The sequence below is a fragment of the Vibrio fortis genome (assembly GCF_000695685.1).
GTDB classification, from domain to species: domain Bacteria; phylum Pseudomonadota; class Gammaproteobacteria; order Enterobacterales; family Vibrionaceae; genus Vibrio; species Vibrio fortis_A.
Genome location: NZ_JFFR01000032.1, coordinates 24,218 through 45,068, shown reverse-complemented (window position 1 = coordinate 45,068; position 20,851 = coordinate 24,218). Strand labels below are relative to the sequence as shown.

The window sequence follows — 20,851 nt, the reverse complement described above, 5'->3', positions numbered from 1 at the left end:
TAACGCCATTATGACTAATTCCATTAAAAGGTTAGACCAGTTTCTGGTATTCTTGCATCGATTAAATTTACGCCTAGGCCGATCCCTATTTTAAATCACTAAATAAAAATAGAGATACGCTTGAGCATGACAAAAAACTACTGAGGCAGTGAACCTATATGTCTTCTGGACAATCTTTTTCACGTTCAATGATGAAGCTTCCTTTATCCGTATTGGTAAAAGGCACATCCATTCCTTCAAACCCTATTGAAGATTTGAACATTGATTTAGGCAAACCAATTGTATATGCGTTACCTTTCCGCTCGAGTGTCGATCTCCTAACTCTACAAAAACATGCATTAGAGCTTGGTCTTCCTGATCCACTGAGCCCACTTGATATTAATGGTAAATCACTGCAACGCTACGTGTTTATCGCGTCGCGCAAAACCCTAGTTCAAGATGATGACCACGTACCAAGTTCATCGATCGCCGTATTCACCGAGCTACTTCAGCTTCATGAGTCTGATTCAGAGCTAGACGTTCAGGTTATCCCAGCAACCGTGTTGTGGGGACGTAAACCGGGTAAAGAAAATACCCAAAAACCTTATCTACAAGCGATGAATGGTCTAGAGAAATCAAGAGCGGTTCTTCTAGCCGGTCGTGATTGTTTAGTTCGTTTCAGCCCAGTGGTATCACTGCGCTACATGGCGAACTCTCACGGCACTGACAGCACCATTGCGCACAAGCTGGCACGCGTAGCACGTATCCACTTCTCGCGCCAAAAGCTAGCCGCGTCTGGCCCGAACCTTCCAAGCCGCCAAGCGCTGTTCGACCGCCTACTGAAATCAGAAGCGATCAAAAAAGCGATTGAAGACGAAGCGAAGTCGAAAAACATCTCGATTGAGAAAGCGAGCAAAGAAGCGCAAGACATCATGGATGAGATTGCAGCTAACTTCTCTTACTCTCTGATCAAACGCGGTGAAAAAATCCTGGGCTGGTTGTGGAACAAACTTTACCAAGGTCTGCACATCAATAATGCATCTACGGTTCGCAAATTGGCACAAGACGGTCACGAGATTGTTTATGTACCTTGTCACCGTAGCCACATGGACTACCTACTACTCTCTTATGTGCTTTACCATGAGGGTATGGTTCCTCCGCATATTGCAGCGGGTATTAACCTCAACTTCTTCCCTGCTGGACCGATCTTCCGTCACGGCGGTGCTTTCTTCATTCGTCGTAGCTTTAAAGGCAACAAGCTGTACTCAACCATTTTCCGTGAGTATCTAGCCGAGCTATTCGCAAAAGGTTATTCGGTAGAGTACTTCAGTGAGGGTGGTCGCTCTCGTACTGGCCGTCTCCTACAAGCGAAAACCGGCATGTTAGCGATGACTATTCAGGCAATGCTGCGCGGTATGAACCGTCCAGTTACCCTTGTACCTGTTTACATTGGCTACGAGCACGTAATGGAAGTGGCGACTTACGCAAAAGAGCTGCGTGGTAAACGTAAAGAGAAAGAGAATGCTGGCTTGGTACTTCGCACTATTCGCAAGCTACGCAACTTTGGTAAAGGCTACGTTAACTTCGGTGAGCCAATTCAGCTAAACCAATACCTGAATGAGCATTCTCCAGAGTGGACTAAAGACATCGATCCGATTGGCACTAGCAAGCCACAGTGGATGACACCAGTTGTTAACGATCTTGCGACCAAGATGATGACAAACATTAATGATGCAGCAGCAACCAATGCACTGACTCTGTGTGCAACTGCTCTGCTTGCTTCGCGTCAACGTGCACTATCCCGTGACTCGCTGGTATCACAGATTGATTGCTACTTATCGTTACTAAAGAATGTACCTTACTCTGAGACATTCACGGTACCGAAAGACAGTGCTGAAGATTTAGTGAAACACGCTGAAGCTCTGAATAAATTCTTGATCGAGTCAGACACTATGGGCGACATCATTTCGCTCGACCGTCACCAATCGATCCTGATGACTTACTACCGTAACAACATCATCCATCTATTCGCACTGCCATCATTGGTCGCGCAGATGCTGATTCGTCAACGAGAGCTGTCGATTACAGACATCCAGAAGAATGTGGCTATCATCTACCCGTTCCTTAAGAAGGAGCTGTTCCTTAGCTACCCAGAGGATAAGTTAGAAGAAGTTGTCGCCAACATTATCTCTGAGCTGGAACGCCAGGGTATGATCATGGTGAAAGACAACGAAGTCACGATCAACCAATCTAACAGCCAACCGCTGATGCTGTTGGGCCGTACTATCTCTGAAACACTGCAGCGCTACTCAATCGCATTGAACCTTCTGGCAGAGAATCCAGACCTCGATAAGTCAGAGCTTGAGCAGAAGAGCCAAGATATCGCGCAGCGTCTAGGTCGCCTGCACGGCATTAATGCTCCAGAGTTTTTCGACAAAGGTGTATTCGCTTCAATGTTCGCAACGCTAAAACAGCAAGCGTACTTAGATAGCGACGGCAACTGCGATTTAGAGAAGACCGCGGTTTTCGCTAAGCTGCTTTACTCGATGCTTTACCCAGAAGTTCGCTTGACGATCGAAGAGAGTATTCACCAAGCAGAATAACTCACTTAAAAACAGAAAAGGCACCCATTGGGTGCCTTTTTTATATGTGATGTTTTTTACCAGAATGCGATAAGTAAGCCTGCGGTCACTGCCATTCCAACATAGTTGTTGTTTAAAAAGGCTTGGAAGCAGAGGTCTCGATCTCGGTGGCGAATTAGGTGCTGCTGATATACAAACAATCCACCGACAACCAGCAGGCTCCAGTAAAAACTCCCGCCCAGTTGATAGTGCATACCAAGCGCAATCAACATCGCCAAAGTAATTAACTGCAGCACACCGATTACTAGCTTATCTTGGCGGCCAAACAGAATCGCGGTCGACTTGATGCCAATCTTAAGGTCATCGTCTCGGTCAACCATCGCATACTGAGTATCATAAGCGATGGTCCATAGTGCGTTGATGGCAAACACGAACCACACGACACCTGGTAATTCATTGGTTTGTGCAGCCCACGCCATCGGAATTGCCCAGCTGAAAGCCAAACCCAGAAATAGTTGTGGCAGATGAGTAAAGCGTTTCATGAAAGGGTAAATAAACGCTAAGCCCACACCAATAAACGACAACTGAATGGTCAGTGTGTTCATGGTTAACACCAGTAGAAAAGAGACAATGGCTAGCACCAAAAACAGAGCTACCGCTTCTTTACTGGATACCGCTCCCGAAGGTAAAGGTCGTTGCTTAGTGCGTTTTACGTGGCCATCAACTTTGCGATCGGCAAAATCGTTAATCACACACCCTGCCGAGCGCATTAACACCACACCCAACACAAATACCACTAATACCGACAAGTCTGGTAGGCCATTGGCCGCAATCACTAGCGCCCACAAGGTTGGCCACAACAGTAATAAGGTTCCAATCGGGCGATCCATTCGCGTTAACTGCCAATACGCTTTCGCTTTTGTGGCCAGCATTTACACACTCTCCTTAGAGTAAATGGGTGAAGTTGGTAAAAAAAGTTCCGCCACTAACATTGGCTTATGGTTCATCCATAAACGCGAGCGACGAGCAAGCAGGCGCTCTTCGCCTACCATAACCCAACCGACTTGCAGTGCATCACGCTTAACGTTTTCTGCGCTAAACACCGTCAACCCGAGTGGTACATTGCCCTGCTGAGCCAGATCTGAGTGTTGGTCATCTAAGGTAAGGCGTGGAATTAACGTACGGCCAAGTACCCAAGGCTCACCGTCTCCCTTCAGAATAACCTTGCGAAGTAAGCAATCTGATGATGAAAGCAAAGTCTCTTCGTCGTGTTGTAGTGTTGAGCGTGCCACGACTTGATTATGAAGTAACTCGACCGATAAGTGCTCACAACACTCACCCAAACGACGAGATAACGAGCCTTGCTCCATTAACCACCCTTTGATGGTTTGATTCGGAAAATCAAATTTTTCTGTATTTTGCCAATCTACATTCATTAACGAATTAAGATACAGCGATATTGGCTGATTCATACTGGTATTCAATAGGTGACTTTACACGTACAATAAAGCATCAACTTCCGAGCTGTTTTAACCGCAAGCTGTGTTATAAACGTATTTAGATTTAGACCGCTCATTGTAACAAGACAAACGCGTTTCGAATATCGCGATTAAACTAAAGAAAAGTCACAAATATGCACAAACGTTATGTAGCCCAAATATTTCTAGCAATCACACTACTTTTTTCTTTGCCTTCATTGGCGGAGGAGGAATCTGCACCCAAGCTGGCGTACTTCACGCTAGAACCGGATCTCACTACTAACTTTTATACTAAAGGTAAGAAGCTGGGTTACATTCAAGTGCGCATCGACATTATGGTTGCCAACTCAACTGACCTCCCGGCCATTGAGCTTCACCAACCCCTTATTCGCGATGCTGTGATTGAGCTACTTGGTAAACAGAATGAAGAGACCATTAAGTCACTTTCTGGTCGCGAAGACTTGCGTAAAACCTTAGTCGACCGACTCAATGAGATCCTATTGCCAGAAACAGGCAAAACCATCATTGCCGACCTCTTATTTACTAAGTACCTGTACCAATAAGGCGATGACCAAATCGAGATAAAAAAAGCGGCTTCATCGAGCCGCTTTTTCGTTTTCACAGAAAACTCACCACCAATATCGCTAAACGATAGGCTTTGATTTCATTGAATCAATCCAGCCGATGCCGACGCCAGCAATCAAACCCGCTAGGTGTGCGGTGTTAGCAATCGCCATAAACGGCTGCATGTAACCAAGCACTAACCAAATCAGCATGAAGCCGACGATCTGTCTCGGTATGGTTAGTCCTAATTGAGGAGCCTTAGTGCTCACAACCCACAGATAACCGACTAGCGCGTACACAACTCCAGATAACCCGCCAAAGTTAGCCCCCTCGACCCAATATTGCCCTGCGCCAGACAGCGCCGATGATATAGCGAAAATCTGCAGTAGCTTCAGACCACCTAGCTTCTTCTCAATATCACCGCCAAGCTGCCACCACCACAGAATATTAAAGGCTATGTGCATAACGGAGAAATGAAGAACGGCATGGCTAAGCCAGCGCCACAATTGCCATTGTTGCCCATCCAGAGCCGGAAAATGCAGTATTTGAAAGATCTGCTGATTGAAGCCAAGTTGCTGCAGAGCAAAAATTACCACACACAACAGCATAATGCTGAGTGTAACAGGGCCCGCTTTAGCCTTAATCATGCTTAGAAAGCTCGGAGTATGGTAATGAAACTGGCTTTTACGCGTTTCAGCAACATCCCAGGAAGCGGCTTGATAACGCTTGTGGTTCGGTTCAGACAGAAAACGGTTGAGCTCCGCTTCTGTCTCCACTTGATGTTGAGCATCAATCAGCCACAGCGCGACACGTCCTTCACCTTCTGGAGACATCTGAATCGAAATATGACGCGACGCCATATAATCAATGAAGGCCTGCGCAACACGCGCATTATTCAATACCATCAATCTTACCATTGGAGTTTCCTGCTTAAATTTGTCTAAGGAAGCAAACTAACCTGTCACAACAGGGAGCTGGGCACGATGCCAAGCTTCAAAGCCTCCATCAACACTATATACGTCTTCAAAGCCTTGGTTGACTAGATACTGCGCCGCACCTTGGCTACTAATGCCGTGATAACACATCACAAGGATAGGCTGTTCAAATTCTACCTCATCCATAAACGCCACCATGGTGTCATTCGTCAAATGATACGCACTTTCTGGGTGCGCAACGGCAAATGACTGTGGATCGCGGATATCTACTAGGCGTGCGTCGCTCTGCTCAATGAGTGTTTGAGCACCTTGCACATCAATATGTTTAAACTGGTCCATGACTTTCTCTTGTACTGATTTACTTTGATGCCATTGTAACCTATCCCAAGGCTAACATTTACACCGACTTAATAAGGTTATCCACCAGCGATCACTTTTACACCATATGTGGATAAATCTGTGAATTGCGTGAATAAAGTGTTTTAAGAGAAATAGATCCACAAGATGTAGTAATGATCCTGATCTATCTGTGGGTTAACTTGAAACTATCCCCACCTACAAAACCGCCTGCAAGCCTTACTACACCCTGCTTTTTGACAACTGACAAAGAAAATCCTCACAGAGTTATCCACAATCTACACTTGAAACTTTCGATCGCAAAGACACTAAAATGCGATCCAAACAAAAAGGCCGAGATCTCTCGATCTCGGCCTTTTCAAAAAATTGTGTGGGCTTGGCTTAGAAGTCGCCGACAGCTTGCTTTAGCTTCTTCATTGCATTCTTTTCTAGCTGACGAACACGCTCTGCTGAGATGTTATAGGTTTCAGCAAGATCTTGCAGCGTAGCTTTGTCGTCATCTAACCAACGAGAGCGAACAATGTGTTGGCTGCGGTCATCTAGGCTTGCTAGTGCATGGCCAAGACGGTTGTTAGTATGCGTTTCCCAGTTTGCTGCTTCAACCGTTTCAGCTACGTCTGACGCTTTGTCTTCTAGGTAGTAAACAGGTGCTGTGTAAGCTGAACCGCCGTCATCGTCGTCCATAGGTGCTTCAAAGGTCGCATCTTGCGCCGCAAGGCGAGATTCCATTTCACGAACTTCAGAAGGCTCTACACCTAACTCGCGAGCAACAGTTTCAACTTCACCGTTGTTAAACCAACCTAGACGCTTCTTAGATTTACGCAGGTTGAAGAACAGCTTACGCTGCGCTTTCGTCGTTGCAATCTTAACGATACGCCAGTTACGAAGTACGTACTCATGGATTTCAGCTTTGATCCAGTGAACAGCGAAAGATACCAGTCTTACCCCAACTTCAGGGTTAAAGCGTTTTACCGCCTTCATTAGACCAATATTACCTTCTTGAACAAGGTCAGCCATAGGCAGGCCGTAACCAGAGTAACCTCTCGCTACATGAACCACGAATCGTAGGTGTGAAAGGATCAAGCCTTTCGCAGCTTCGATCTCACCTTTGTAATGTAATCGCTCTGCAAGTCCACGCTCCTCTTCAGCAGTTAGCATTGGGTAGCTGTTTGCTGAGCGGATATAGCTGTCTAGGCTATCTTGTGTGACTAAAGCCATTTGATACGCTTGGTTTGCCATTCGGTTCCTCATCAATCTCTGATCTGGAGTAGTCTTTCTATTAGAACCCGCTAATCTTGAACCTAAAATGAACAGGATTCAAGAAGGGGGAAGTAATTATGCATAATCAATTCGTCTATACAAGGCGAAAACTGACTAACATGTGTCTATTTCTCGTCTAAATATGACTCAATTCACCTAAACAGGTTCAATTTCTTTTAGGTGTCTTTGGGCAGAAAGTTTTGCTGCCACGCTACCAAGCAAGGTTCCAACAATCAAAAGCAGCAAAGATTCATCCCAGCTTAAGCCAATTAAGCGGAAATGACTGTCGTATAACTGCGCTAAATCGTCCACTGCACTGTTGAGTAATACAGTAATCAGTGCGGTCATGATCCACGCACTGATAGATCCCAATACACCAAACCACATACCTGTATACAGATAAGGGCGTAAGATGAAACTATCGGTCGCCCCGATTAGCTTCATGGTTTGGATCTCTTCTTTGTGAGCAAGCACATTAAAGCGCAAGGTATTACCAATAATTAGAAATACCGCTCCCAGCATAAGGAAGGTTAATGTCACTACGATGACAGTAGCCAGTGCCTTAATCGCATCGAGTCTTGCTAACCAATCTTCATCAAGTCTAACGTCAGTCACCGAAGGTTGTTCTTTGACTTGGTTAGCCAGTGCTTTAATTTCCGTGTCTGTTTCAGCGCTCGGTGTGATGACCAATACACCAGGTAGTGAGTAATCATCAAGAATCGTCAGTGCATCATTGAAACCTGAGTACTGGCTAAGGTCTGCAAGTCCCTGTTGTGGTGAGATGTATTCCACTAGATCCACTTGTGGCCAGCTTTCAATCTCATCCTTCATCACCATTACTCTAGGTTCAGGGATACCCTCTTCTATATAGGCGCTAACCTGAGAAGGGCTTGCCACATCTTGTGCAGCCTCACCCACGTTTTTACCCAGTAGGTATAAACACGCTGGCATCGCCAATGCCATAGAGATTACGGCTAAAGTCAGTAAATTTCCCAGTGGGCGCTGCCACAATTCAGATAGAGAAGACTTCGCCTGCTTCCAGTGAACCACTAAAAAGCCATCACTTGCCGCACGATTGTTGGCGCGCTTTGGTTTCGCCTTTTTAAGACGTTTATTAACGGCCATAGTCTTCTACCTCACTTAAGAAGCCTTGGTTTAACTCGAAATGACGATATTGTGGGCGAGTGTTTACTAACCCCACATCATGCGTAGCTAAAAGGATGGTCACGCCTGCTCGATTAAACTCTTCGAACAGTCTTAAAACTCGGTTCGATAATTCTGGGTCTAGGTTACCGGTCGGCTCATCGGCCAATAGTAAGGTTGGTCGATTCACCACAGCGCGTGCAATGCCCACACGTTGCTGCTCACCACCAGACAGCTGGCTTGGTAAACAGCGCGCTTTGTCTAAAAGACCCGTTTTATCCAATGCAGCACCAACGCGTCGCTTGATTTCATTTTCAGAAATCGACTCAATGCGCATTGGCAATGCCACATTGTCGTAAATAGAGCGGTCCATTAACAAACGATGGTCTTGAAAGACAATACCGATGTTACGGCGCAAGAAGGGAATATCTTTACTCGGAATTCGAGTAATGTCGTGATCGTTGAACCAAACGCGCCCGTCGGTCGGGCGCTCGATCGCACAGATCAATTTCAGCAGTGTACTTTTACCCGCACCGGAATGACCACCCAAAAAAGCCATTTCACCTCGCTTAAGATGAAAGTCCACTTTTTGTAATGCTTGGCGTCCACCTCGGTAGGCCTTGCTCACTTGCTGAAATTTGATCACCGAAAATTCCTCTTACGATCACTCTTATCAAATTTAAAAAGGTAGCAGGTTAAACACAAACCAAATTGCTACCCAAATTACTCTTCGCGGCTAAACAACGCTTCAATAAAGTCTTTTGACTCGAATGGACGCAGATCGTCAATGCCTTCGCCAACACCGATAAAGCGAATTGGAATCTGGAACTGATCAGCGATAGAGAAAATCACACCGCCTTTTGCAGTACCATCTAGCTTAGTCAGAGTAATGCCGGTAACTGGAGCTACTTCACTGAACAACTTCGCTTGGCTGATTGCGTTCTGACCAGTACCTGCATCTAACGTTAGCATGATTTCATGAGGTGCTGAGTCGTCAATCTTCTTCATTACACGAACAATTTTGCGCAGCTCTTCCATCAAGTTGCTCTTGTTCTGTAGACGACCCGCTGTATCAGCGATAACCACATCCACACCACGAGCCTTAGCAGCTTCAATCGCATCATAGATAACCGATGCACTGTCCGCGCCAGTGTGCTGAGCAATAACAGGCACGTCGTTGCGTTTACCCCATACTTGAAGTTGCTCAACCGCTGCCGCACGGAAGGTATCACCCGCCGCCAGCATCACTTTCTTGCCTTCATTCTGGAACTGCTTCGCAAGCTTGCCAATAGTCGTTGTTTTACCTACACCATTAACACCTACCATTAGGATGACGTAAGGCGTTTTAGTGGTATCCACCTCTAGAGGCTGTTCCACTTGGCTTAAGATATCAGCCATCTCTTCTTTCAATAGACCATACAGGGCTTCACCATCTTTCAGGTCATTGCGAGATGCTTTTTCTGTTAGGTTATCAATGATTTTGACTGTTGTGTTCATGCCTACGTCAGCAATCAACAGTTGTTCTTCAAGCTCTTCGAATAGATCTTCATCAATTTGCTTGCCTTTGAACAAACCAAAGAAGCCCGCGCCAATGTTGGCTTTAGTGCGGCTTAGGCTACGCTTCAAGCGCGCAAAGAAGCTCTCTGTCGGTTTCTCTTGAACTTCTTCAACTTGTGGCTCTTCTGCAACCACTTCAGGCTCTACCTCTGCTTCTGCTTCTGCTTCTGCTTCTGCTTCTGCTTCTGCTTCTGCTTCTGCTTCTGCTTCTGCTTGTTCAGGTTGAACCTCAGCACTTGGCTGTTCAAGCTCTTCTTGTAACTCCGCCTCTTGTGCAGATTCTTCCTTTTCTACCGGTTGCTCAACCTCAGCTTGAGGCTGCTCTTCCGTTTGCTGCTCTACTTTAGAGTCAGTCTGCGTTTGTGGGCTCTGTTCTTCTTCACCAAAGCCAAGCCACGATAATAATCCGCGCTTCTTTTTTTCCGCCATCAGAGGAGTTTCCTAGATCTACTAATTAACTGTATTGACTTAATGCACGTCGACTCTTTGCTATTGTTCTACAATACAAACTTGTAGACACGAATAGTAAAGAAAAATGACAAAGCAGTGATATGCTTGCTGTTTGCTTGATACACTTTGTCATTGCAAAATTTATTTAATACTCGAACCAAATTAAATTGGGCTCGATATAGTATCACTTTATTAGCGGTCAAAAAATCTATGGTAAGACGTCGCCAGCAAAACACATCACAAAAAAAGCCATCTGGAGGCTTTGTTAGAATCATCAGTGGCTCATGGAGAGGTCGAAAACTCCCAGTTCACGACTTAGAGGGATTACGCCCAACCATTGACCGAGTAAAAGAGACACTCTTTAACTGGGTGGCTCAAGATATCCCAAATGCGACGTGTCTGGATGTATTTGCAGGCTCTGGCGGGCTCGGTTTTGAAGCAGCGTCTCGCCAAGCGAAGATGGTGACGCTTTTAGAGATGAACCAAAAGGCGGCTAAACAGCTTTCAGACAACGCTAAAGAACTGAAAGCCAATAACATTAAGGTAGAGAATATCGACGCCATCTCTTACCTCAGTAAACCGGGTACACCGTATGATGTGGTTTTCTTGGATCCACCTTTCCGCAAAGGCCTTCTTGCTGAGACAGTCAACCTACTCGAATCTAACGGTTGGTTGGCTGAAGATGCGGTTGTGTATGTCGAAACTGAAAAAGAACTTAAGCTGGAAGGCATGCCTGAGAACTGGGAGCTCTATCGTGATAAAACGACTGGGCAGTCCAGCTACCGCCTTTTCCATAGAACCAATGCAGAATAGGATTTAAATAATGAATGTACTGATTCCCGTAGCCAAAGCGGCTATTGCTTTCGTTTGGTTTGTTCTCATCGTAAATATTTTCCATCCCTTCCCAGGAAACGCAGCTATTGCCCTGTATATCATGACGGCATTTTTGTTCTTCATGCACGGTCTACAAATGCTGATCTTCATAGGTGCATTTGGCGATAAGATTTCCATGACGCGCTGGGAGAAGTGGTCAATTCTAATCTTCGGTATCTTTGCTCTGCTCGATATCCGACGCAAATACATGATGTAAAGAAAGCCGCTCATTTGAGCGGCTTTTTTAATGTTGTTTGTCAGCATACGGACTCTAAGAGAGCATGTAAGCTTTGATACCATCGAGGAACATCTGCGTTGATATCATAATAAGCAATAGACCCATCAATCGCTCTACCGCTTTAAGGCCTCGCTCTCCGAGGATACGCAGGAAGAAACCATTAAACATCAAGATAAAGAAAGTTGCGCCCCAAGCCAGTAAGACTGCCGCAGATAGCTCCAACATATTACCTGGGTGCTGAGTCGATAGCAGAATCAAGGCTGCAATCACCGATGGCCCCGCAATCATCGGTATCGCCATAGGTACAATAAATGGCTCTTCACCCGCCGCTAATCCAGTGATACTCCCAGCACTTGGGAAAATCATCTTAATCGCGATGATAAACAGGATAATACCGCCTGAAATACTTAAGGTTTCTGGCTGAACGTGCAAAAAGTTCAGAATGCTCTGACCGGCAAACAAGAACAATAAAAGGATAATCAACGCGAACATAAGCTCACGAATCAAAACAATTCGGCGTCGCTTTGGATCGATATGTTTAAGTATGGAGAGCACGATCGGCAAGTTGCCTAACGGGTCCATAATAAGAAACAGCATGGTAGCTGCAGATAGGATTTCCATGAGTAAGTCCTGAAAAGCGAAGGTGCGCGGAGTATAGCAGCCTCAATCCGGCTTTTCGAACCCAGTGGGGAGGATTATGTGTTAAATGTTTGATTTAAAGGGAAGCAGTAATCCACTTCCCAAAACAATCGAATTAGTGGCTACATACTCGTGCCATATTGGTTCTCAGCTTATCACCCTCTAGCACCACCTTCTCCATTTTCACAAAGAACGTCAGCAATGCATCTAGGTCTAAGCCACTTAGCTTACAAGTGTGGAAACGGGCTTCTGAGCCATATTCTTGTGCTAGTTTTTCCGCTAACTCTTCACGCGTTAGAGCTTGTTCATTCAATAGGTTCAGTACATTGTGAGCATGGATTTCAGTCGTCATTAGAGGTTCCCCTGTCTGTCATATCTCGCCAAGCATAACGAATTGCTGTTAGCGCACTTTGATATAACGCAGCCTCAGAGCAGTTATCGACTAAAGGGTTAGTGACGCCACGATGAGAGAATGGGCTAGGAAGTAACTACCTGTCACCCACATGTAAGCCCCTTTTATCGGGCTTCGATAGCAATTCAATGCGTAGGCCAAAGCAGAAAGCAACAAAACACAACAACCGATGAAGCCCACACCATGTGACATGTGTGGGTCAAGCAACCATACCTCACCCGACGCCCATGCTAATTGGATAAGCACTATTCCCATAATCACAACGGGAAATACCAACTTATCAAGACGAGGTAACAATAAGAAAAAGGCCACTACGCAAGCCGCGAGCAACAGGGCGAACAGCCACCAGACCACTTGCCCAGAAAGTTGCAGCCAAAACGCTTTGCTATAACAGAGTTGCGCTACTAGGAAACAGATAAAGTGCAGCGGTTTTCTCTTGGAGAGAGTATGCAGAATATCCGCCAGTGCAGACACAACCAAGCCACCGACAATCCAATAGCTGTAAGTGGTAATCTCAGGCTGGCTTAATGCAATTGTAGCTAAAAGTACAAAAGTGAATACTTTGTAGATTAAGGTTTGAGTAACATGCCCATGCTTAGCTCCTGCTATCGCTCCGATACCAGATAACGAAACCGCTAACCAACTCCACATAACATCTACCCTATTACCTCAAATCGTCGCCAGTCTAGGCACCTCAATAGTGATGTAAAGCGCTAGCCCCTCAAAATTGGATCTTGCTTACGCTTCCACTAAAAATGTGATCGATACTCAAAATGAAGTGAAATACTCAAGCTGATGATAGCAACCCACCTATTTGGTGCTTTTATCGTTCAATACTTACAAAAGTACACCTCAGATCGAGTTTGAAAGAACTAACCCCTACTTTTATAAATACGGCCATCCCCCAAAGCGCCAAAAACACTCCACACCCACAATGCAACACTCTAAAACAAAAACTTATAAACATTTAAAAACAACAACTTAAACACAAAAACATTAACTTTAAACACCTGAAAACTTCAGGATCTCATTTCCAATAAAAACTCTCACACAATATCTAAATAAGGAACTCACTTGCATGATAAGTAAGCTGCCTCACTACAACACCATAGTATAAAACTCAAAATAACCTTCATAATACGCATTGCGAAACTCCCTAACCCCTCAACACCCATTAATACACTTTAACAAGTTTTAACAACCATGATTACATTAATTAAATCCATAAAAACAACAACTTAAACAAAAAAAGAACAAACAAAAACCACAAGGGACAAAATTAAACCAACACAAAAACAAGCATAAACTTCGCGAATAACCCCTTTGAAACTGAAGTTTTCTTATGGTTTTAGGGGTTTCAAAACTAATTCTTGATCTAAAGCCTAAAGTAGTGCTATTCTTAATCACATAGCGATAGTTAACCAGATTTAGGAGTAGTGTTATGATTTCATCTTCGCAAAAACAAGGACTTGTAATGATCGCGGTAGTTGTTGGCCTTATGACACTACCGATGATGTACTAATCAAGTACCCAAAAAGAGAAAAGGGACGCCGTGGCGTCCCTTTTCTTTTATCTAAACCTGTTACTTTGAGAATAGATGCAACGTCAATACATCCCAGTTGGCATAATAGAACCCGGCCGCAGCCAAAGTCATTACCATCATTAAAAGAATGGCAACACGCCAAATAAAGCGCCCGCTTCTTGGGGTTAGCTCCTTCTCACAATCATTACACATCATAATGAACTGATGATGATCCTCTAATTTTGCATCATGATCATTCACTACCTTGTTTCGACAAGTGGCAATGTAGCGTAGTTTTACCACCATATCGTGTGGCAATCTCTCTTCACAGCTCGTGACCAGCTCATGCAGCCCTTCTCCCTCAGCGTGATACTGAAGCCGCAATAACTTCTCTATATTACGAGTCCTTGTGACTACTTTTTCAATGTCCGTCATATTGACCCTCCCACTCCACACTTTAATTTTAGTCGAGCATTACCCTATTCTTATACAAATTGATCACGATTTACGTGAGAAAGAGACAATAAATAACAACGTGTTATCCACAAATGGCAATGAAATGTGATATCAGCCGAAAAACAACTCGCTCAACTTACATCAATTCACGAATAGCGGCTTTAAACACATATCCCTTGCAGTCGACCGACTAGAATACCCCTCAGGACTATATGGAGGTTGTATGCCTAATTCACTTTTTCTTGCGATTATTGTACTTGTCGCCCTAGCAGGCTGGGTTTTTGTTAGCTTTTACAGAAAGCATATGCAAGGAGAAAACGCGCCAGAGAAAAAGGTGGATGTTACGGTACTCGATAAACAATCCATTGACCTTCCTGATGCGCAGCCAGGCCAAGAAGACCAAGAGTATTGGATCTACGTTCAACGCGGACTGGTTGGCCCAAAACGTGAGTTCCAAGTTGGTATTCATTACTACCACGCTCTCAATCCTGGGGACAAAGGTACATTAACCTACCAAGGTGATAAGTTTTTGCACTTTGCCCTCAAGCGCTAAATCCTTTTTTGCATTTAATTTTCTATTTGTTATGGCAATAACCAGCGTGTTTTCTCTGATTTGGCCATTAACCAACTCATCCATAACGCACCTGCCCCACTAATCACTACCCACAATGGAATCACCCAAGCAGGATGGCCTTGATACCAACCAAACTCCTTCATCGGCCATAAGAAAATTGGGTGCAACAAATAAATGCCTAAGCTGTGTTTGCTGATAAAGCCCACCACTTTATTCGACTTATCAGATAATCCTTCTCCAAAGTAGCGACATAACATAAACACCATACTTGCAGCCAATACTGTATTGAGTGTTTTGTAAGACAGCCAGCGGCCTACTGTGTACTTCTCTGCCGCGAGACTCGCATCAACCACCATATAAACCGTGGTAAACAGTGCCAAGGCTCCTAATATCGTAGTCCCTGTGACCACAGGTGCGGTAAGAGGTAGTTTCTTATACAAGATATAACCGAGTGGCAAGTAGCCAGTATAAAGCCACAGTTCATGACTCCAAGGACCATCAATTTTGAACAAGAACAGTAATGTGGTGAACAACCAAACAGCAGTAAAGCTATAGATGAACGGGTCACCATATTTGCGCAGCCCGATCTGCATAAACGGGATCACAAAATAGAGCGGTATGAAGTAATAGAAAAAGCCCAAGTGATAATAGGTATAGTGATGATAGCTGTTACTCAGCACTTCCCAGCTAACTGCAGCATCAAACCCCGACGCTGACCAGCCAGAGAAATAGGTATAGAACAGCGACCACACAAGAAATGGAATTAGCACCTTACCTAGGCGTCGCCTGAGGTAGTACTTAGCATCAAACGGGCGCTGATCACTGAGCATCAATGCACCGGTAATCAAAATAAACACCGGAACCGCCCATCGGCTAAAGCCATTCACCGTGATTGCCGTTAACCACTCGTTGAATGGGATCATGTTGAGCTCATTACGATACGGTGCTAGCACATGAATTGCGATCACAGCTACCGCTGCAACGCATCGTGCTAAATCAAAGAAGAGAATTCGCTGCTTCATGTAAATGCCTGATTAATATTCAATCATTCTACTATAGCAACAAAAAAGCTGACTGGTATGGTGACCAAGTCAGCTTATTGTTAAAGGAGAAGCATATCGCGATTTTATCGAATTCGACTGAAACTTATGCGGCTGAGGTTTGCGGCACCTTAGGTAAACGCAAAGAGATCACCGTTGTTATCGCTAAGAATGCGAACGAGATCCACAAACACGCAGACAATCCGCCCATTTGAAACACTAAGCCAGACAAGATAGTGCCAATCAAGCGACCCATTGCATTTGCCATGTAGTAGAAGCCAACATCAAGCGATACACCATCGCCTTTCGCATAACTCACGATCAGGTAAGAGTGAAGTGATGAGTTCACTGCGAAGATAGCACCAAACACCATCAAACCACCGATGATCACTAACTCAGGTTGCCAGCCGATTTGTACTGCGTAGGCAATACCCGCCGTCACAATCGCCAATGCACCGGCCCATAATAGGGCTGCATGACCATCTGGAACCTTACCTTGCGCCTTACCAGTAATCTTAGGTGCAATACCCTGTACAAAACCATAAGCGATAGTCCAAACCGCCAAGAAGCCACCCACCCATGAGTGGTCCCAACCAAATACACTACCTAGATAGATTGGCAGAGCAATCACAAACCACACATCACGAGCACCAAACAGGAACATACGCGCGGCAGACAGGATGTTGATCGATTCAGACTTAGAGAAGATTTGTTTGAACTTAGGCTTAGTTTTCGCCTTACCCATGTCCGCTTCTAAGCTCACTACGCTACCGATAAAGACTAAGGTCAAGACAGCGGCCATCACAAGCACTGCATATTGGAAGCCAATCGTTGAAAGCAGAAAACCACCAATAAAAAAGCCTGCGCCTTTCAGAGCATTCTTAGATCCGGTCAGAATCGCAATCCATTTATACAAAGCACCTTGCTGTTCATCCGGTACTAAGGTCTTGATTGAGCTCTTAGCACTCATCTTATTGAGATCTTTGGCGATACCAGACAGTGCCTGCGCCGCCATTACCCAAGGGATGGTCAACATGGTCGATGGCAGTGCCAGCATGCCCAAAGCGAAGACTTGCATCCCTAAGCCTATGTTCATGGTCTTATTGAGACCAAGACGCGCCCCTAGCCAACCACCGATTAGGTTCGTCACCACACCAAAGAATTCATAGAAGAGGAACAATGAGGCGATCTCTAAAGAACTGTAACCAAGGTCGTAGAAATATAGGACCACCAGCATACGAAGTGCACCATCAGTAATGGTGAAGTTCCAATAGTTGAAAGTCACCAACATGTATTGGCGAACACTCTTACTTAGATTTGAAAACATAATGCTATCTCTGCAATCAAAACAAAAAGAGCTTTTAGATCATAGATGTCCAAAAGCTCTAATTCCTTACTTTCCACTTAACTTATACTCAAAATAATTGGATTTGCAGCTAGGCAACAAGCAAGTTCAGCCCTATGAGCATAGGTGTTCTATGTGATTAGGGTGAACTTGCGCAGTTAACAACGCTGCAGATTCAAGTATGAAGAGCTACGCAGAAGCAACGCCATGAATGTACTCAACTTGGATCGGTTTAGTGAAAGCACCTGGACGCAGTGCTTGAACTTCTTGAACAATCTTGTCGAGGTCCCAGCCTTTCTCTAGTAGAAGGTGAGCTGCGAATAGACCGGTACGACCTGAACCACCCATGCAGTGCATTGCGACTTTAGCGCCGTTATCAACGATTTTGTGTAGCTCTGGGCTTGCTGCAGACCATTTCGCCGCAAACTCAGTATCCGGAGCACAATCGTCTTCGATTTCGATTTGGAACCACTGCATGCCTAGCGCACGTGTTTTCTCACCAAGTGCCGCAACGTCTTTGCTTGCAAGCTCAGCATCATCAAGCGCAGTCACGATAGCTTCAACGCCCTGCTCTTTCAGTTGCGCCAGAGATGCATCAAGAGCAGCGTCTTTAGTACCTGGGCATGGAGTTAGAATAAGTGCACCTTTCTCAAGGTCTAGTTGCCATGTTGGATGTGTCATTGTGTAATCTCTTAAATTCTTATAGAACCAATACTCAAAGAAGAGTATTAAGCTAAACCGACTGTACGTACTAACTCTGCCGTACGCGTCGCGTAACCCATTTCGTTGTCGTACCAAGCGTAGATCTTAACCATACGCTTACCAACCAGCATGGTAGAGAGTGCATCTACGATTGTAGAGCGTTGGTCACCTTTGTAGTCGATAGACACCAGTGGGCGCTCTTCAAAGCCAAGGATGCCTTTTAGCTCGTTCTCTGATGCTTCTTTCAGCATCGCGTTTACTTCTTCTGCTGTCGTGTCTTGTTTTACTTCGAAGATGATGTCAGTAAGAGACGCGTTTGCTAGCGGTACACGTACTGCGTGGCCGTTAATGCGGTTTTCTAGCTCAGGGAAGATCTCAACAATCGCCTTCGCAGAACCTGTCGTGGTTGGGATTAGGCTCATACCACATGCACGAGCGCGACGTAGGTCTTTGTGCGGCGCGTCTAGGATAGTTTGCGTGTTGGTTAGATCGTGAATGGTCGTAAATGACGCGTTCTCGATACCAAGCTTCTCGTTGATTACTTTCACTACTGGAGCGATGCAGTTAGTGGTACAAGATGCTGCCGTTACGATCTTGTGTACTGCTGGGGCAAAGATGTTGTCGTTCACACCAACCACGATGTTTGCGATGCCTTCTTCTTTAACAGGTGCAGAAACCACAACGCGCTTCACGCCTTGCTCTAGGTACTTGTTTAGGAAAGAAGTTTTACGGTGAACACCTGTCGCTTCAATCACAACATCACAGCCAGACCAATCAATCGCGTCGATGTCACGCTCTTGCGTTGTTTTGATGCGCTGACCGTTGATGATCATCTCATCGCCTTCAGCAGTTACTTCATGGTGCCAGCGACCTTGAACTGAATCGAACTCTAGAAGGTGTGCAAGCGTTGCTGTATCGCCTGCTACATCGTTAATCTGTACAAACTCTAGCTCTTCCCAATCGAAAGCTGCGCGAAGTGCTAGACGGCCGATACGGCCAAAACCATTAATACCTACTTTAACTGTCATTTTAATATCTCTCAGTTAGTGGTGAATCTAAAAATATTCGATTAAACGCAACATTGAGGACGTGAAGTCATCGCTTCTAGGCGCTCAATGTCTTGCTGATATTCGGTTTTCAAACAGTTGGATGCGATAAGGTCATCAATTAGCTTTAGCATCCAACCCGGTAAATCTTTGGACAGGCGGTAGAACACCCACTGCCCTTGACGAATGTCCGTTAGGATCCCGTTTGAGCGCAACTGCGCTAGGTGACGAGATACCTTTGGCTGACTCTCTTGCAGTGCTTCAGTTAGCTCACCAACAGATAAACACTCTTGGCGTACAATCATCATTAGGCAACGTACTCGCGTTTCATCGGACAATAATTTAAAAAACTGGTGAGGAAGCATACTTGTATTCTCATATATGGATATGCGTATATCTTAGTTATAAAAAAACGCACGTCAAGGCGTGCGTTTCTACTGTCATAAAAGTTTAATATTCGAGCAGCTAGGTTTGACTCGTAATGCTATGGCTCCAACGTTGCGCCTCAGCAAGCTCAGCTTTAACCTGCTCAACACTGAGTCCTAACGTATTACAGTGCTCTTCTATCTGACGCCAATCAGCGTGTTCAAAGCTCTCTTCTAGAGCCAGCAGTTGACCATATGGCCCCTCTCGACGCAGCAGCGCCAGCTTAATAATCTTACATAACGGCAACTGTTCAACTAAATGCTCTAACGACAGGTCGAGTAACGCATCCAACAGTGAGAAAAGCCCAATCATGAAGGCCTGCTCCGTGTGCCCTTCAAAGGGTTGATAGCGCGACATACGCTGACAGAACTGAGCACGTTGCAGAGATAAGCTGTATAACTCTTTTGGTTTCTTGTCAGAGACATAAGAGGCAACCGCCAATGACACAAACATCTTGAGGTTGTCTTGCCCTAAATACACCAGCGCCTGACGAAATGAGGAGATGCTGACTTCCAGGCGTGGCGACATGGTATTCACAAAACGGAGTAGCTTGTAAGAGAGCGCGACATCCTTTGCCACAATGCTTTCTACACGCTTAAAGTCGACATTAGGCTTGCAGACCTCTTGGAACAACTCCATTGCAATCACGTGTTCAGGGCTGATGTATTTGGTCTTAACCATTTCTGGCTTACTGAAAAAATAGCCCTGAAAAAACTTAAAACCCGCCTGCTTAGCTCGTTGAAACTCTTCTTCTGTTTCAACACGCTCTGCGAGAAAGCTGTACTTCTTGCCTTGATGTTTTTGCACCAATTCACACGCGGCATCTAAGCCCATCTGCATAATGTCGAGCTTTACAATGTGCGTATATTTAAGAAAGGCTTCCCACTCTGGTGTCGAGGTAAAGTCGTCCAGAGCAATCATGTAACCCTGTTTATAGAGATCTTTCACCGCCTCTAACAGCTCAGGTGTCGGTGAACAGGTCTCCAAGATTTCGATAACTACTTTGTCTTTTGGCAAGCTTTGAGGAAGACGGCGCAATAGACTTTGATATGGGAAATTAATGAAGCAGCGCGATGAAGGAATCGATGGGTTGAGACCCACTGATAAAAAGTTTTCGACGATCAGACGATACGTAGCTCTATTCGACTCAATATGCGCTGGATAGGCATTATTGTCCCCATCACGAAACAACAACTCATAACCAAGAGTATGTTTTTTTCGGTTAAAGATAGGTTGTCGAGCGACGTATGTAGCGGTCATCTATTTTCTAACT

The 20,851-nt window shown here is 45.1% G+C and carries 23 protein-coding genes; 5 read left to right on the top strand and 18 right to left on the bottom strand.

Annotated elements, in window-relative coordinates; genetic code table 11:
• Positions 1 to 158: 158 nt before the first annotated feature.
• Entirely contained in the window at positions 159 to 2,582 is a 2,424-nt protein-coding gene (gene plsB / locus VFDL14_RS01880; protein ID WP_032553389.1) for a glycerol-3-phosphate 1-O-acyltransferase PlsB, read from the top strand.
• Between the two features lie 56 nt (positions 2,583 to 2,638).
• On the opposite strand, the gene ubiA is transcribed toward plsB, so the two are convergent.
• Positions 2,639 to 3,493, bottom strand: coding sequence for a 4-hydroxybenzoate octaprenyltransferase (ubiA, locus tag VFDL14_RS01885; RefSeq protein WP_032553388.1), 855 nt, complete (start codon positions 3,491 to 3,493; stop codon positions 2,639 to 2,641).
• A complete protein-coding gene (locus VFDL14_RS01890) occupies positions 3,494 to 4,033 on the bottom strand; it encodes a chorismate lyase (protein WP_167332358.1) in 540 nt (179 codons plus the stop codon). It abuts the gene before it with no gap.
• 161 nt (positions 4,034 to 4,194) lie between these two features.
• Here VFDL14_RS01890 and VFDL14_RS01895 point away from each other — a divergent pair, with 161 nt between their 5' ends.
• A complete protein-coding gene (locus VFDL14_RS01895) occupies positions 4,195 to 4,602 on the top strand; it encodes a flagellar basal body-associated protein FliL (protein ID WP_032553386.1) in 408 nt (135 codons plus the stop codon).
• An 81-nt stretch (positions 4,603 to 4,683) separates the two neighbouring features.
• On the opposite strand, the gene glpG is transcribed toward VFDL14_RS01895, so the two are convergent.
• The 6 genes from glpG to ftsY form a co-directional block, all read right to left on the bottom strand.
• Positions 4,684 to 5,520, bottom strand: coding sequence for a rhomboid family intramembrane serine protease GlpG (glpG, locus tag VFDL14_RS01900; protein ID WP_032553385.1), 837 nt, complete (start codon positions 5,518 to 5,520; stop codon positions 4,684 to 4,686).
• 36 nt (positions 5,521 to 5,556) lie between these two features.
• The gene (glpE, locus tag VFDL14_RS01905) at positions 5,557 to 5,877 is read right to left on the bottom strand and encodes a thiosulfate sulfurtransferase GlpE (RefSeq protein WP_032553384.1); all 321 of its coding nucleotides are present in this window, start codon (positions 5,875 to 5,877) and stop codon (positions 5,557 to 5,559) included.
• A 399-nt stretch (positions 5,878 to 6,276) separates the two neighbouring features.
• The gene (rpoH, locus tag VFDL14_RS01910) at positions 6,277 to 7,134 is read right to left on the bottom strand and encodes an RNA polymerase sigma factor RpoH (RefSeq protein ID WP_032553383.1); all 858 of its coding nucleotides are present in this window, start codon (positions 7,132 to 7,134) and stop codon (positions 6,277 to 6,279) included.
• A gap of 177 nt (positions 7,135 to 7,311) precedes the next feature.
• Entirely contained in the window at positions 7,312 to 8,280 is a 969-nt protein-coding gene (gene ftsX, locus VFDL14_RS01915) for a permease-like cell division protein FtsX (RefSeq protein WP_032553382.1), read from the bottom strand.
• Positions 8,270 to 8,944 (bottom strand): cell division ATP-binding protein FtsE, encoded by a 675-nt coding sequence (gene ftsE, locus VFDL14_RS01920; protein WP_032553381.1) that lies wholly within the window; start codon positions 8,942 to 8,944, stop codon positions 8,270 to 8,272. The genes ftsX and ftsE overlap by 11 nt, the downstream gene beginning before the upstream one ends.
• Before the next feature lie 77 nt (positions 8,945 to 9,021).
• A complete protein-coding gene (gene ftsY / locus VFDL14_RS01925; protein WP_032553380.1) occupies positions 9,022 to 10,284 on the bottom strand; it encodes a signal recognition particle-docking protein FtsY in 1,263 nt (420 codons plus the stop codon).
• Between the two features lie 231 nt (positions 10,285 to 10,515).
• On the opposite strand from ftsY, the gene rsmD reads away from it, so the two are divergent.
• Positions 10,516 to 11,118 (top strand): 16S rRNA (guanine(966)-N(2))-methyltransferase RsmD, encoded by a 603-nt coding sequence (gene rsmD, locus VFDL14_RS01930; protein ID WP_032553378.1) that lies wholly within the window; start codon positions 10,516 to 10,518, stop codon positions 11,116 to 11,118.
• A 10-nt stretch (positions 11,119 to 11,128) separates the two neighbouring features.
• Complete coding sequence (locus VFDL14_RS01935) at positions 11,129 to 11,395, top strand: DUF1145 domain-containing protein (RefSeq protein WP_032553377.1); 267 nt, start codon at positions 11,129 to 11,131, stop codon at positions 11,393 to 11,395.
• A 54-nt stretch (positions 11,396 to 11,449) separates the two neighbouring features.
• On the opposite strand, the gene VFDL14_RS01940 is transcribed toward VFDL14_RS01935, so the two are convergent.
• From VFDL14_RS01940 to VFDL14_RS01955, 4 genes are all read right to left on the bottom strand, one after another.
• Positions 11,450 to 12,037 carry a YhgN family NAAT transporter gene (locus VFDL14_RS01940; protein WP_032553376.1) on the bottom strand — a complete coding sequence of 196 codons (588 nt, stop codon included), beginning with the start codon at positions 12,035 to 12,037 and terminating at the stop codon, positions 11,450 to 11,452.
• A gap of 133 nt (positions 12,038 to 12,170) precedes the next feature.
• Positions 12,171 to 12,407, bottom strand: coding sequence for a YecH family metal-binding protein (locus VFDL14_RS01945; RefSeq protein WP_032553375.1), 237 nt, complete (start codon positions 12,405 to 12,407; stop codon positions 12,171 to 12,173).
• 90 nt (positions 12,408 to 12,497) lie between these two features.
• On the bottom strand, positions 12,498 to 13,118 hold the full coding sequence (locus VFDL14_RS01950; RefSeq protein ID WP_032553374.1) for a lysoplasmalogenase: 621 nt from the start codon (positions 13,116 to 13,118) through the stop codon (positions 12,498 to 12,500).
• 931 nt (positions 13,119 to 14,049) lie between these two features.
• Positions 14,050 to 14,424: a hypothetical protein gene (locus VFDL14_RS01955; RefSeq protein WP_032553372.1), complete on the bottom strand. Its 375-nt coding sequence runs from the start codon at positions 14,422 to 14,424 to the stop codon at positions 14,050 to 14,052.
• A gap of 244 nt (positions 14,425 to 14,668) precedes the next feature.
• Here VFDL14_RS01955 and VFDL14_RS01960 point away from each other — a divergent pair, with 244 nt between their 5' ends.
• Positions 14,669 to 14,998: a DUF2500 domain-containing protein gene (locus tag VFDL14_RS01960; protein ID WP_032553371.1), complete on the top strand. Its 330-nt coding sequence runs from the start codon at positions 14,669 to 14,671 to the stop codon at positions 14,996 to 14,998.
• Between the two features lie 29 nt (positions 14,999 to 15,027).
• Here the strand turns inward: VFDL14_RS01960 and VFDL14_RS01965 are convergent, their stop codons facing one another.
• The 6 genes from VFDL14_RS01965 to VFDL14_RS01990 all read right to left on the bottom strand — a co-directional run bounded on the left by VFDL14_RS01965 (position 15,028) and on the right by VFDL14_RS01990 (position 20,838).
• Positions 15,028 to 16,041, bottom strand: a complete 1,014-nt coding sequence (locus VFDL14_RS01965; RefSeq protein ID WP_032553369.1) for an acyltransferase — start codon at positions 16,039 to 16,041, stop codon at positions 15,028 to 15,030.
• 124 nt (positions 16,042 to 16,165) lie between these two features.
• A complete protein-coding gene (arsJ, locus tag VFDL14_RS01970) occupies positions 16,166 to 17,386 on the bottom strand; it encodes an organoarsenical effux MFS transporter ArsJ (RefSeq protein WP_032553368.1) in 1,221 nt (406 codons plus the stop codon).
• 207 nt (positions 17,387 to 17,593) lie between these two features.
• Positions 17,594 to 18,085: a cyclin-dependent kinase inhibitor 3 family protein gene (locus VFDL14_RS01975; protein ID WP_032553367.1), complete on the bottom strand. Its 492-nt coding sequence runs from the start codon at positions 18,083 to 18,085 to the stop codon at positions 17,594 to 17,596.
• Between the two features lie 47 nt (positions 18,086 to 18,132).
• Entirely contained in the window at positions 18,133 to 19,134 is a 1,002-nt protein-coding gene (locus tag VFDL14_RS01980; protein ID WP_032553366.1) for an ArsJ-associated glyceraldehyde-3-phosphate dehydrogenase, read from the bottom strand.
• Positions 19,135 to 19,175: 41 nt separating this feature from the next.
• Positions 19,176 to 19,517, bottom strand: coding sequence for an ArsR/SmtB family transcription factor (locus tag VFDL14_RS01985; protein ID WP_032553365.1), 342 nt, complete (start codon positions 19,515 to 19,517; stop codon positions 19,176 to 19,178).
• A gap of 100 nt (positions 19,518 to 19,617) precedes the next feature.
• Positions 19,618 to 20,838 (bottom strand): EAL and HDOD domain-containing protein, encoded by a 1,221-nt coding sequence (locus VFDL14_RS01990; protein ID WP_032553364.1) that lies wholly within the window; start codon positions 20,836 to 20,838, stop codon positions 19,618 to 19,620.
• Positions 20,839 to 20,851: the final 13 nt, after the last annotated feature.